The sequence below is a fragment of the Spirillospora sp. NPDC046719 genome (assembly GCF_040645715.1).
Taxonomy (GTDB): domain Bacteria; phylum Actinomycetota; class Actinomycetes; order Streptosporangiales; family Streptosporangiaceae; genus Spirillospora.
Genome location: NZ_JBEYYT010000290.1, coordinates 1 through 12,138 on the forward strand (window position 1 = coordinate 1; position 12,138 = coordinate 12,138).

The window sequence follows — 12,138 nt, forward strand, 5'->3', positions numbered from 1 at the left end:
GCGGGAGCCGCCGCGGACCGCGGCACGGTCAGGAGGTGGTCGCCGGTTCCGCGGGCGGGACGGCGGCCTCCTCGTCCTGCGGGGGCGTGCGCGTGAAGACGTTGAACACGAGGTTCAGCACGATCGCGCTGATGCTGCCGATGGTGATGCCGCTGTTGAGGATCGCCGCGACGTCCTTGGGCATGTTCTCGCCGAACTGCGGGACGACGGTGGGCAGCAGCGCGAGCGCGATGCTGACGGCGACGACGAGGGCGTTGCGCTCCTGGCGGAGGTCGACCTTGCCGAGGGTCTGGATGCCGACGACGGCGACCATGCCGAACATCGCGACGGCGGCGCCGCCGAGGACGTCCGGCGGGATGGACGCGACGTAGGCGGCGGCCTTCGGGAACAGCCCGAGCACGATCATGACGGCGCCGGCCGCGACGACCACGAACCGGCTGCGCACCCCGGTGAGCCGGACAAGCCCGACGTTCTGCGCGAAGCAGGTGTAGGGGAAGGCGTTCAGGGAGCCGCCGAGGAAGGTGGACAGGCCGTCGGCGCGCAGCGCGCGGGTGATGTCGGCGTCGGTGACGTCCTTGCCGACGATCTCTCCGGTGGCCTTGGAGTCGCCGACGGTCTCCACGACGGTGACCATCATGACCAGCAGCATCGCGATGATCGGGCCGATGTGGAAGGTCGGGGCGCCGTAGTGGAACGGGGTGGTGACGCCGAACCAGTCGGACTTGCCGACCTGGTCGAAGGCGGTGTCGCCGAGGGCGTAGGAGACGACCGTCCCGCCTACGAGGCCGAGGAGCACGGCGATGCTGCTGAGGAACGGCCGCCGGAGCCGGTAGAGCACGATGATGAACAGCAGGGTGCCGCCCGCGTACATGAGGTGCTTCCAGCTGCCGAAGTCCTTGCCGGCGGCCTTGGCGGCGGCGCCGCCGGCGGCGTCGGTGAGCGCGTTCGGCAGCAGCACCAGACCCATGATCGTCAGGACGGTGCCGGTGACGAGCGGCGGGAAGAACCGCAGCACGCGGCCGAGGAACGGGGCGGCGACCAGAGTGACCAGGCCGGCGGTGATGGTGGCGCCGTAGATCGCGAGGAGCCCGGCGGTGGCGCTCTCGGCGCCCTGCCCGATGGCGATCATCGGTGCGACGGCGGTGAACGTGACGCCCTGCACGATGGGCAGCCGGATGCCGATCTTCCAGACGCCGAGCGACTGGATGATGGTGGCGATCCCGCAGGTGAACAGGTCGGCGTTGATCAGGTAGACGAGCTGCTGGGGGGACAGCCCGATGGCGCCGGCGACCAGGATCGGGACGACGACGGCGCCGGCGTAGAACGCCAGGACGTGCTGGAAACCGTAGAGGGCGAGCTTGGGGACGGGGAGCACCTCGTCGACGGGGTGCCGGCGCGGTCCTTCTTCGGGCATGCCTGCCTTGCCTTCCGGGGGTGGGTCCGACCAGGTGGACGCCCTGATCACGACGGCAGAAGATACCGGTTTCCGGACCTCGCGCCGTCGCCCGGCCCCACCCCTCGCGGCCGCGGCGGCTACGCGGGGTCGGTGAAGGCGGCCGCGCGCTTCTCGAAGTAGGCGCGGACGGCCTCGGCCTGGTTGGGCGAGCCGCGCAGCGCGCCGAGCTCGCGGGACTCCTCCAGGTACTGGCCGGCGAGGTCGCCGCCCTCGGCAGCGCGGTTGAGCAGGCGCTTGGCGGCGCGGACGGCGTCGGGGCTCCGGCCGGCGATCTCGCGGGCGAGGTCGGTGGCGGCGGCGCGCGGGTCGCCGGCGGTGCGGGTGGCGAGGCCGAGGCGGACGGCCTCGTCGCCGCCGACCATGCGCCCGGTGAAGGTGAGCTCCTTGGCGACGTCCTCGCCGACGAGGCGCAGGAGGGCGGCGGTGCCGGTCATATCGGGGACCAGGCCCCAGCGGATCTCCAGCACCGACAGCTTCGCGTCCGGCGCGACGATCCGGATGTCGGCGCCGAGCGCGATCTGCAGGCCGCCGCCGAGGGCGTGCCCGTGGACGGCCGCGATGACCGGCTGCGGCAGTTCGTGCCAGGTGTGCACGGCCTGCTGGCCGAGGTTGGTGATGCGGCCGGGCTCGCGGTCGGTGATGTCGGACGGCGGCCGCGTGGACCGCTGCCCGCCGGAGGCCCCGGAGCCGCCGGAGCCGCCGTCGGCCGGCGCGTCCCCGGCCATCGCGGCGAAGCCGGCGAAGTCGAGCCCCGCGCAGAACGCGCGGCCCTCCCCCGACAGGACGACGGCGCGGACGGACGGGTCGGCCGCGAGCGCGTCGCCGGTCTCCGCGAGCGCCTCGAAGGTCGCGAGGTCGAGGGCGTTCAGCTTGTCGGGGCGGTTGAGCCGCACGTCGGCGACTCCCTCGTGGACGTGCACGGTCACGCGGTCGGTCATGCCGGCCCCCTTCGTAAGTGCGGTCTTACTCGACCGATCATCTCAGGAGATGTCCTTGATGACCGCGTTGCCCGCGGCGGCGGCGCGGGCGTAGAAGCCGCGGAGGACCTCGACGTCCTCGGCGAGCCACCCCCTCGTGACCATGTCGCTTCCGTCGTGTTCGTGGAAGGAGTACGGGCCGATCTCCAGCAGCAGGGGGTGCCGCTCGCGGATGAGGGCGTCGAGGTCGATCCCGCGCAGGTGGGCGTCGACGGCGCGCACCTCGGCGGGTCTGAGCAGGATCGGCGTGTTGATGCGGGAGGTGCCGCCGGTCAGGACGAGCCCGCCCATGACGACGTCGCGGGCGGGCGCCGGGCCGAGCGGGACGCCTTTGGCGTCGTCGTCGTTCTCGCATCCCGTCAGCAGGATGTGGATCGCGTCCCAGGTGCGCGTCGTGTGCGCCGACTCCAGTTCGCGGAGCGACCCGCCCCACGCGTCGTAGAGCCGGCGCAGGCCGCCGCGCAGGCCGTGCGGATGGTCGAGGAGCGCGTGGACCTCGGTCCAGTCGTGCCTGCCGAGCGTCATGGTGAAGCCCACGGGTGCCTCCGGCCGGTCCCGTCCATGCCGGACATTGTGCCCGTCGTTGATCAGGTCACGGGAACGATTTCCGCGCGGGCCAGCCGGCCGTCCTCGATGTCGAGGAGGCCGAGGGTGCCGTGCGGCTGCCGGCGCCGGTCCGTCGGCGAGCCGGGGTTGAAGATCCGGACGCCGTCGCCGGTCTCGTCCAGCGGGATGTGGGAGTGCCCGAAGACGACGAGGTCGGCGGCGGGGAACCAGCGCCGCATCCGGGCGGTGCGGCCGCGGGCCTGGCCGCTGTCGTGGACCATCGCGACGGCGAGCCCGCCGAGGTCGAGTTCGAGCCGTTCGGGGGCGCCCCACGCGGCGACGTCCGGGCCGTCGTTGTTGCCGAGGACGGCGTGGACGGGCGCGTACTCGGCGAGCTCGTCGAGGACGGACGCGACGCAGACGTCCCCGGCGTGCAGGATGACGTCGGCGCCCCGCAGGTGCTCGGCGACCCGCGGCGGGCACCCCTTCCAGCGCCGGGGCGCGTGGGTGTCGGAGACCACCACCGCTCTCACGCCTCCATTGTCCGACGGCGGGCGCCGGCGGCCCGCGCCGGGGTCGGCCCGGCAGTGGAAGGCGGCGGGACCAGGGGCGCGATCAGGGGGCGGGGCGGACGTGGCCGAGCTTGTCGGGGTTGAGGACGGCGAACAGCCCGCGCACGCGGCCGTCGCGGACGTCGAACGCGGTGAGCTGCTCCTGGCCGTCGATGTGCGTCCAGAGCGCGGGCGCGCCGTTGGCCTCGACGATCCGGACCTCGCCGAAGCCGTAGCGGGTGCCGAGCCCGGTGATGAACGCGGCGACGGCGGCGCGGCCCTCGACGGGGCGGAGCGCGGCGCGGACCCTGCCGCCGCCGTCGTTCCAGGCCACGACGTCCTCGGCGAGCAGCTCGGTGAGGGCGGCGAGGTCGCCGCCGCGCGCGGCGTCGAGGAAGCGGCCGAGGAGCTCGGTGTGGTCGGCGGTGGACGGGCGGAACCGGTCGCGGCCCTCCGCGAGCCGTGCCGCCGCGCGGCGGTGGTGCTGGCGGCACGTCGCGGCGGGGACGCCGACGATGCCGGCGATCTCCTCGTAGGGCAGTTCGAACGCCTCGCGCAGCACGAACACGGCGCGTTCGGGCGGCGACAGCCGCTCCATCATGTGCAGGGTCGCGTAGGAGAGGGTGTCGGTCATCTCGGCGGTCTCCAGCGGCCCGAACGCGGCGGCGGACACCGGTTCGGGCAGCCAGGGGCCGGGATAGGCCTCGCGGGTGACGCGGGCGGAGCGGAGCTGGTCGAGGGCGAGCCGCGACACGATCGTCACCAGGTAGGCGCGGGCGTTGCCGACCTCGGCGGGGTCGGTCCGGGTCCACCGCAGGTACGCCTCCTGGACGGTGTCCTCGGCGTCCCACATGCTGCCGAGCAGCCGGTAGGCGAGCCCGAGCAGCAGCGGGCGGTGCTCCTCGAACGCGCCGGCGGCGCCTTCCCTCTCGTCCATGCGGGCGATCATGCCGCGTCGCGGGCGGCGGCGCCCGCTCCGCCGGCCTCCATGCCGTGCACCCAGCTCGGGTGGCGGGGCCGCCAGTCGAGGCGGAGCCGGGCGCGGCTGTTGTCGGCGCCGCGCAGCCCGTTCATGAACGCCACGCCCCAGCCTCCGACGGCGAGCCGGGCGAGCGCGGCGGGAGCGCGTTTGGGCGCGGGCGCGTCCAGCATCCGGGCGTAGCGGGTGAGGAAGTCCGCCATCGTGACGGGCGTGTCGTCGACGATGTTCAGGGCGCCGGTGACGTCCTTGTCGAGCGCGGCGACGATCGCGGTGGCGGCGTCGTCGGCGTGGGTGAAGGACAGGACGGCGTGGCCGCCGCCGACCACCGGCACCTTTCCGGCGCGGACCTGGGCGGTGAACGACCCGTCGGGCGCGTAGGCGGACCCGGGGCCGTACAGGTGCCCGAAGCGCAGGACGAGGCCGCCGGCTTCGGCGGTCATCGTCTCGAGGTCGACGAGGGCGGCCAGGACGGGCGCGAACTGCTTGGGGGTGCGCTCGGTCCACAGCGGCGCGTCCTCGTCGGCGAGCCCGGCGGCGGGCCGGTAGGCGTAGGCGAGGCCCTGGGCGAGGATACGGGCGGTCCCGGCGCCGCGGGCGGCGTCGTAGAGGTTGCGGGTGCCCTCGGTGCGCAGCCGGTTGGTGACCGCGAAGTCGCGGGCCAGGTGCTTCGGGTCGAGGGCGGCGGGGATGGCGGTGAGCAGGTTGACGACCGCGTCGGGCGCGGCCTCGCGGACGGCGCGGGACACCGCGTCCCGGTCGAGCGCGTCGGCGGCGAGGGTGCGTCCGGCCGGGCCGTCCCCGGAGCGCGACAGGCCGATCGCCTCGTGGCCGACGGCCTCGAGCAGCGGCATCAGCCGGCGGCCGATGACTCCGGTGGATCCGGCGACGAGAACGCGCATGACGACTCCTGATGTCCGTCCCGGCGCGGGCCGGGAGAAGGTCGCTTACGGCATCAGGACGGGGCGGCTTCGCCGGACGTGACAGTCCCGGATGTGATTCAGGGCACATGGCCGGATCCGGGTGATTTAGCCACTCCGGGATCTGGACACCGGTGGGAAACAACTGTAAGCACGGTGTCATTACACCGTGCTGACCTGCGGGGTTACGCTCGGAGTCCTCGCGAATCGTCCACGGGATCCGGCCGTACGCCCCCGGCCGCTCCGACACGGCGACCCAGCACCGCGAGGGTCAAGGGGGCGGCCGGGCACCGAGGTGGAAGACCACTCCCTTGCACCGTCCCGGAGCCCGGCCGCCGCCCCTGCCGGCTACGAGGTCAGGTAGAGCTTGCGGTCGAAGACGCCGGAGCCGGGGGTGCTCTCGCCGCGGCCGATGGCGGCGCCGCTGCCGGTGCCGCTGGACGGGCAGAGCCCGCTGCTGCCGGACTCGCGGACGAGCTGGATGGCGCTGGACTTGCCCTGGAGGTCGTCGTCGGGCAGCGGCCGGTTCGGGTTGTCGCGGTTGTAGACGTCGAACGTCAGCCCGTCGGAGCCGCCGGTGCGGAAGCCGTAGATGCACGTGACGGTGAGGCCGAGCACCTGGCCCTTCAGGGTGATGCGCAGGTCGCCGCCGATGGCGATGACGCCGTCGCGCCCGCCCTGCACGGGGGCGTAGCCGATCTGACCGGACCGGTCGGACACGCCGCCCAGGTCGAGGACCGTGGCGGGCGAGCTGAACCCGTTGGACGTGTGGCAGGCGCCGATGGAGGCGGCGGTCAGCTCGCCGGCGCCGGCGGAGGTCGTGGTGCCCTGCATCTGCGCGCTGTCGCAGGTGCCGGTGACGTTCGTGCCCAGGAAGCTGGTGGAGAAGTTCAGCGTGCCGACGGTGGAGATCTGCCAGTTCCCGGCGTAGGGCGCGCCGGTGGCGGTGTCCTGGCGGATCGTGGTGATCGCGGCGGACGCGGGCCCTGCGGCCAGCGCGAGCGCGGCGCACGCGGCGGCCGCCGGTGCGGCGAGCCGGGCGAGTCGGGCGGGAGCGTTCACGGGGTTCCTCCTCGGAGAGGGTTTCCTGCGTCCGCGCGCGGGGGCGCCCGCGCGCGGCCCCCTGCGCGCGGTCCGCGGTTTCCCGCCGTGACCGCGCCGATCACTCCTTGTTCATACCCGAGTCATTCCGGCAAGGGTAGAGAGATCGGGAAAGAGGCCCGCAATTCATAGGATTCCGATAAACGGACGCCGGAGATCGCTCATCTGACCGCGAATCGGCGCTCGGCGAATGCCCGTTCTCACCGGATCTTATAACCGAAATCGGATTGGAACGATCGCATGGAAGGAAATTCGGCGGATGGGCGGAAATCCCGATGGGAAGGCGCGCGGCCGGGCTTGGGAGGTAGTGGACGGACCCGGCCGCGCGCCTGGTCCGTCAGCGGAACGCCGGCGTCATCGCGTAGACGCGGTTGGGCTTGTTGTAGCCCACGAAGACGCGCGATCCGCGGCCCGCGGGAGCGACGGCGAGGCCCTCGCTCTCGCCCGTCAGCGGGATGGTGATCGTTTCCAGGATCGTGCCGGCGCGGTCCAGCACGGTGATTGTGTTGTTGGTGTAGTACAGGACCTTGTCACCGGACATTTCCAAACCCTGCGGAACGCCCTGGTAACCGAGCGGGAACGTCGAGCGGACATTCCCGTCGAGGTCGGTGAAGGCGAAGACGAACGGGCCGTTGTCGCCCGGTCCGGCGTGGACGAGCAGCCCCTCGCGCCGGTCGTCCACGGCGACGAGGCCGGAATTGCCGAGGGAGCCGAAATCGATGGTGCGGACGATGCGCGGCTCGCCCGTCCAGTCGACGACGTTGACCTTGGTGGGGTTGGTGCCGCCGCCGGTCGCGACGTAGAGCAGGCCGTCGGCGCCGCGGACGCTGACCTCGGCGGCGTGCCCGACACTGAGCGGCGCGCTCTCCTTGACCTTGGTGCCGTCGGGGCGGTACTCGCGGATGACGCCCCGGCCGCCGCCGACGTCGAAGCCGACGAAGAAGCGGCCGCGGTGGTAGGCCAGGCCCTGCATGTTGCCGGTGTCGGGGACGTTGAAGACGAGCTCGAAGGTGTAGGAGCGTTCGGCCGCGGCGGCGGGGCGGGCCGTGCCCGCCAGCGCGGCGGCGCCGGCGAGCGCGGCGGCGCCCGCGAGGCCGAGGGCGGTGCGGCGGGTCAGCGGTGTGTCGGCGGGTAGGCGGGTCGGGTGCATCGTGCCTCCTCGTGGTGGGGGTCGCGCGGGGAGTCGGAGCGGCGGCCGGGGTCAGGCCGGTCGCGGCACGGTGAGGGCGCCGGGGTTCGCGCAGTGCAGGAGGGGCTCGCCGCGCAGGTGGCGGCCGACGTCCTCGGCGATGATGCGGGCGGCGTTCGCGGCGGTCTGCTTGCTGGCGCCCGCCAGGTGCGGCGTGACGATGACGTTCGGCGTGGTCAGCAGCCGCGACCCGGCGGGGATGGGCTCCTCGGGGAACACGTCGAACGCGGCGGCGAACAGGTGCCCCGACTCGACCGCGTCGCAGGCGGCCTCGTAGTCCAGCAGCGATCCGCGCGCGCAGTTGACGATGATCGACCCGGGCGCCATCGCGGCGATCTGCGCGGCGCCGATCATCCCGGTGGTCTGCGGGGTGGCGCGGGCGTGCAAGGAGACGATCTGCGCGCGCGCCAGCAGGTCGTCGAGCTGCACGAGTTCCGCGACGTCGGCGAGGTCGCCGAGATCGTCCAGGTACGGGTCGTGGACGAGGACCTTCGCGCCGAGCGCGGCCAGCATCCGGGCGACGCGGCGCCCGACCGCGCCGCAGCCGACGAGCCCGACGGTGCTGCCGAGCAGTTCGAAGCCGACGGCCTCGTAGCGGTAGTAGTCGCCGCGCCACTGGCCCGCGACGAGGTCGCCGTGGGTCTGCGGGATCCGCCGGACGGCGGCGAGGATCAGCGCGAGGGTGTGCTCGGCGGTGGCGCCGGCGTTGCGTCCCGGGGCGTAGCAGACGGCGACGCCGTGCTCGGTGGCCGCCTCCAGGTTGGCGTTGACGGGCCCGCCGCGGCTGATCCCGAACAGCTCCAGGTCGGGGCACGCCTCCAGGACGCGGCGGGTGAGCGGCGCCATCTGGGTGACGCAGATCCGCGCGCCGCGCAGCGCCTCGATGAGCCGCTCCTCGGTGCCGGACGCCTCGTCCACCTCGGCGACCCGCCCGAACGGCTCGACCGGCCACGGCAGCGTGAGCTCGGTGAACTCCAGGTCGCCGGGGGCGGCGGCGCGCAGCGCGTCGATGAACAGGCGGTTGCGGACGAACAGGTCACCGGCCGCCAGGACGCGGGTCGTCATTGCAGGCTCCAGGGAACGAGCGATCCTTCGATCGCGGTGTTGAACTCCAGGAGGGCGGCGTCGCCGTCCCGGAGCCGTATCTCGGTCAGTGCGCAGTTGCCCAGCGACGGGAACCGCCGCCGGTAGTCCTTGAGCGGCAGCCCCAGCAGCCGGCACAGCGCGAGGCGCAGCGCGGTGGAGTGCGCGACGACCAGGACGCGGCCGCCGGGGTGCCGTCCGGCGATGTCGTGCAGGCACGCGGTGAAGCGGCGCGCGGCGGCGGCCGGGTCCTCACCGCCCGGCAGGTGGCCGGCGACGGGGTCGGCGCGGAAGGCGCGCAGCGCGTCGGGGAACGCGCGCTCCATCTCGTCGCGGGTGAGGCCCTCGCCGCGCCCGAAGTGCAGCTCGCGGAGCCGCGCGTCGACGACGGGGTCCGCGCCGATCGCCTTGGCGGACGGCTCGGCGGTGATCCGGGCGCGGCCGAGGTCGGAGCACCAGACGGCGTCGGGCCGGGCGGCCTCCGCCCACGCGCCGAGCAGCCGGGCCTGCTCCAGGCCGCGCCGCGTGAGCGCGACCTCGCTGGTGCCGGCGTAGCGGTTCTCGGCGTGCCATTCGGTCTCGCCGTGGCGGACGAGGACGAGGCGCGTCATCGGGCCGTCCTCTCGCGTGCGTGGTCGGCGGTGGGTGCGGGCAGCCACCCGCGCTTCTCCAGTTCGCCGACCATGCGCAGGTAGGCGTCGCCGAACCGGCCGGTGCTCCCCGGCCGCGGGTCGACGGTGGCCGCGACGGCGACCATGCGGGAGGCGACCTCGGCGACGTCCCGCCCGGCGGACGCGGCGAGGACGGCGGCGCCGAGCGCGGGCTCGGCCTGGCGGGGCAGCACAACGGGCCGTCCGAGGACGTCGGCGCGCAGCTGGCACCAGTACCGCGACTTCGCGGCGCCTCCGGTGAGGGTGAGGTCGCCGCCGGTGGGGGCGCCGAGCAGGTCGAGGTGGTCGAAGCAGAGCCGTTCGATGAACGCGACGCCCTGCAGGACGGCGGCGTAGGCGTCGGCCTCGTCGCCGGTCGCGCCGAGTGTGAACCCGCGGGCGTCCGGCGCGACGAACGGGAACCGCTCCCCCGCGCCGACGAGCGGGTAGGTGAGCGCGGCGGCGGGTTCACGCTCGGCGGCGCGGCGGTCGAGGCCGGCGAGGTCGCGGCCCGGGTAGTCGCGGGTGAGGGCGCCCGCGCCGGTGCTGGACGCGCCGCCGGGCAGCCACCGCCCGTCCGGCGCCTTGTGGGAGTACACGACGCCGAACGGGTCGTGGACGAGGTCGTCGGTGACGCCCTTGAGCACGAGCGTGGTGCCGAGGACGGAGTTCCACGAGCCGGCGGTGAGGCGGCCGGTGCCGAGCTGGGCGGCGCACCCGTCGGTGGCGCCCGCGATCACCGGCGTGCCCTCCGGAAGTCCGGTCGCGGCGGCGGCGTCGGCGCCGACGGTGCCGAGCGGGGTGCCGGAACGTTCCAGCTCAGGGAGCAGCTCCGCCGGGACGCCGAGCGCGTCGAGGACGTCCAGCGGCCACGCCTCGGCGACGAGGTCGGCGCCGGTCTTGAGCGCGTTGCTGAGGTCGGCGGCGACGGGGCGGCCGGTCAGCCGCCGGTTCACGAAGTCGGCCTGGTGCGCGAGGCGCGCGCCGTCCGGCAGGCCGGGGGTGTTCTCCAGCAGCCACAGCAGCTTCGGCAGCGCCCAGGCGGGCTGCATGCGCTGGTAGCCGAGCCTGCGCCACACCTCGCCGCCGGCCTCGTCGATCTTCTCGACGGCGCCGGCGGCGCGGGTGTCGTCGTACATCAGCGCCGGGGTCAGGGGGCGCCCGTCGCGGTCGGTCAGCAGGACGGTGCCGGACGTGCCGTCCACCGCGACGGCCCGCACCGCGCCCGCCGGGACGTCGCGGAGCGCCTCGCGGCAGGCGGCGGTGACGGCCGTCCACCACAGCTCCGGGTCCTGCTCGTGGCGCGGACCGTCGCGCCGGCCCGACAGCGGCGCCGTCCCGCTGCCCGCGACCTCACCGGACGCCGTGACGGCCAGGGCCCGCACGCTCTGCGTGCCGAGGTCGATCCCGACCCACACGGGTTCGACGCTCACCGCTCACCCCCGCGCTCGCGCATCGCGGCGAGCGTGGGCCACGCGGGCGCGGTGGCCCGCCGGATGTCCAGGAAGTCCTGGTACGCCTGCGCGTAGTGCGCGGCGCGCGCGGGATCGGGGTCGCAGACCTCGCCCGGCCGGACATATCTGGCCGCCGCTTCCCCGGCGTCCTCGGCGCGGCCGGTGGCGAGCAGCCCGACGATGAACGCGCCGCGCGCGCCCGACTCGGCGTCGGCCGACCGGACGACCGGGACGCCCGTGACGTCGGCGAGCATGCCGAGCCAGAACGCGCTCGCGGAGCCGCCGCCGCTGACCCGCAGCTCGGTCGGGCGGGTCCCGGCCGCCTCCAGGCAGTCCCGGACGACCAGGCTGAGCCCTTCCAGGACGGCGCGGGCGAGGTCGGCGCGCTCGTGCTCGACGGTCAGGCCGTGGAAGGCGCCGCGCGCCCGCGGCTCCAGGAACGGCGCGCGCTCCCCGGCGGGCGACAGGTACGGCAGGAACACCAGGCCGCCGGCGCCGGGCGGGGACTGCGCCGCCAGCGCGGACAGCGCGGACGGGTCGTCGCCGAGGCCGAGCGTCCGGCGCGCCCAGTCGACGACCTGGCCGCCCGCGAGCGTCGGGAACGCCCGCAGCCACCGGTCCGGCAGGCCCATCGCGACCGTGAAGCCAGACGGCTCGCCGTCGAGGCGCGGCTCGTCCACGACCATCTCCGTGCACAGCGTCGTGCCGAGGATCGTGCACGCCTGCCCGACGTCGACCGCGCCCGCGCCGATCGCGGTGGACGCGATGTCGTAGGGCGCGAGGACGACCGGGATCCCGGCGGTCAGGCCGAGCGCGCCGGCGGCGTCGGGCGTGAGCGGGGCGGCCCGCTCGCCGTCGCCGAGCAGGTCCGGCAGCAGCGCCGCCGCCCACTCCATGCCGTAGAGGCGGAGCAGGTCGCGGGAGAACCCGCGCCCGCGGACGTCCATGAACGGCGCCGACGCGTCCGAGGAGTCCACCGCGATCCGGCCGGTGAGCCGGGAGAAGACCCAGCCGCCGCAGGTCAGGGACGCCGCGGACCGGGCGAGCCGGTCGGGGTCGTGCTCGCGCAGCCAGGTGAGGATCGCGTTGGGCAGCCCCGGGAACGGCAGCGACCCGTTCGCGCGGAACGCCTCGGCGATGACGCCGGAGCGCGCCCAGCCCTCGACGGCCGCGGCGGCGCAGCCGTCGTTCCACAGGATCGCCGGGCCGGTCGGCTCGCCGGCGGAGTCGAC

12 protein-coding genes are annotated in these 12,138 nt (G+C 74.6%); all 12 read right to left on the reverse strand.

The features are described 5' to 3' along the window. Window positions 1-28: 28 nt before the first annotated feature. Window positions 29-1,414: a nucleobase:cation symporter-2 family protein gene (locus ABZ914_RS35100; protein ID WP_500198534.1), complete on the reverse strand. Its 1,386-nt coding sequence runs from the start codon at window positions 1,412-1,414 to the stop codon at window positions 29-31. A 119-nt stretch (window positions 1,415-1,533) separates the two neighbouring features. Beyond that, entirely contained in the window at window positions 1,534-2,394 is an 861-nt protein-coding gene (locus tag ABZ914_RS35105) for a crotonase/enoyl-CoA hydratase family protein (protein WP_500198535.1), read from the reverse strand. 42 nt (window positions 2,395-2,436) lie between these two features. Continuing rightward, window positions 2,437-2,970 (reverse strand): DUF1877 family protein, encoded by a 534-nt coding sequence (locus ABZ914_RS35110; protein WP_500198537.1) that lies wholly within the window; start codon window positions 2,968-2,970, stop codon window positions 2,437-2,439. A gap of 50 nt (window positions 2,971-3,020) precedes the next feature. Further along, window positions 3,021-3,512: a metallophosphoesterase family protein gene (locus tag ABZ914_RS35115; protein ID WP_500198538.1), complete on the reverse strand. Its 492-nt coding sequence runs from the start codon at window positions 3,510-3,512 to the stop codon at window positions 3,021-3,023. 82 nt (window positions 3,513-3,594) lie between these two features. Continuing rightward, a complete protein-coding gene (gene sigJ / locus ABZ914_RS35120) occupies window positions 3,595-4,467 on the reverse strand; it encodes an RNA polymerase sigma factor SigJ (protein WP_500198539.1) in 873 nt (290 codons plus the stop codon). 8 nt (window positions 4,468-4,475) lie between these two features. Continuing rightward, entirely contained in the window at window positions 4,476-5,411 is a 936-nt protein-coding gene (locus ABZ914_RS35125) for an NAD-dependent epimerase/dehydratase family protein (protein WP_500198540.1), read from the reverse strand. Window positions 5,412-5,777: 366 nt separating this feature from the next. Then, on the reverse strand, window positions 5,778-6,491 hold the full coding sequence (locus tag ABZ914_RS35130) for a hypothetical protein (RefSeq protein WP_500198542.1): 714 nt from the start codon (window positions 6,489-6,491) through the stop codon (window positions 5,778-5,780). A gap of 376 nt (window positions 6,492-6,867) precedes the next feature. Next, on the reverse strand, window positions 6,868-7,680 hold the full coding sequence (locus tag ABZ914_RS35135) for a hypothetical protein (protein ID WP_500198543.1): 813 nt from the start codon (window positions 7,678-7,680) through the stop codon (window positions 6,868-6,870). 51 nt (window positions 7,681-7,731) lie between these two features. Beyond that, the gene (locus ABZ914_RS35140) at window positions 7,732-8,784 is read right to left on the reverse strand and encodes a 2-hydroxyacid dehydrogenase (protein ID WP_190866680.1); all 1,053 of its coding nucleotides are present in this window, start codon (window positions 8,782-8,784) and stop codon (window positions 7,732-7,734) included. Next, window positions 8,781-9,413, reverse strand: coding sequence for a histidine phosphatase family protein (locus tag ABZ914_RS35145; RefSeq protein WP_500198544.1), 633 nt, complete (start codon window positions 9,411-9,413; stop codon window positions 8,781-8,783). The genes ABZ914_RS35140 and ABZ914_RS35145 overlap by 4 nt, the downstream gene beginning before the upstream one ends. Beyond that, window positions 9,410-10,885 (reverse strand): FGGY-family carbohydrate kinase, encoded by a 1,476-nt coding sequence (locus ABZ914_RS35150; RefSeq protein ID WP_500198546.1) that lies wholly within the window; start codon window positions 10,883-10,885, stop codon window positions 9,410-9,412. Before ABZ914_RS35150 ends, ABZ914_RS35145 begins: the two co-directional genes overlap by 4 nt. After that, window positions 10,882-12,138, reverse strand: a 1,257-nt coding sequence (locus ABZ914_RS35155) for an FGGY-family carbohydrate kinase (RefSeq protein WP_500198547.1), incomplete at its 5' end; no start/stop codon positions are given. The genes ABZ914_RS35155 and ABZ914_RS35150, both read right to left, overlap by 4 nt.

Bases quoted from the DNA above. Each gene is read 5' to 3' on its own strand.
- ABZ914_RS35100 (WP_500198534.1), bottom strand. From the start codon at position 1,414: ATGCCCGAAGAAGGACCGCGCCGGCACCCCGTCGACGAGGTGCTCCCC.
- ABZ914_RS35105 (WP_500198535.1), bottom strand. From the start codon at position 2,394: ATGACCGACCGCGTGACCGTGCACGTCCACGAGGGAGTCGCCGACGTG.
- sigJ (WP_500198539.1), bottom strand. From the start codon at position 4,467: ATGGACGAGAGGGAAGGCGCCGCCGGCGCGTTCGAGGAGCACCGCCCG.
- ABZ914_RS35125 (WP_500198540.1), bottom strand. From the start codon at position 5,411: ATGCGCGTTCTCGTCGCCGGATCCACCGGAGTCATCGGCCGCCGGCTG.
- ABZ914_RS35135 (WP_500198543.1), bottom strand. From the start codon at position 7,680: ATGCACCCGACCCGCCTACCCGCCGACACACCGCTGACCCGCCGCACC.
- ABZ914_RS35140 (WP_190866680.1), bottom strand. From the start codon at position 8,784: ATGACGACCCGCGTCCTGGCGGCCGGTGACCTGTTCGTCCGCAACCGC.
- ABZ914_RS35145 (WP_500198544.1), bottom strand. From the start codon at position 9,413: ATGACGCGCCTCGTCCTCGTCCGCCACGGCGAGACCGAATGGCACGCC.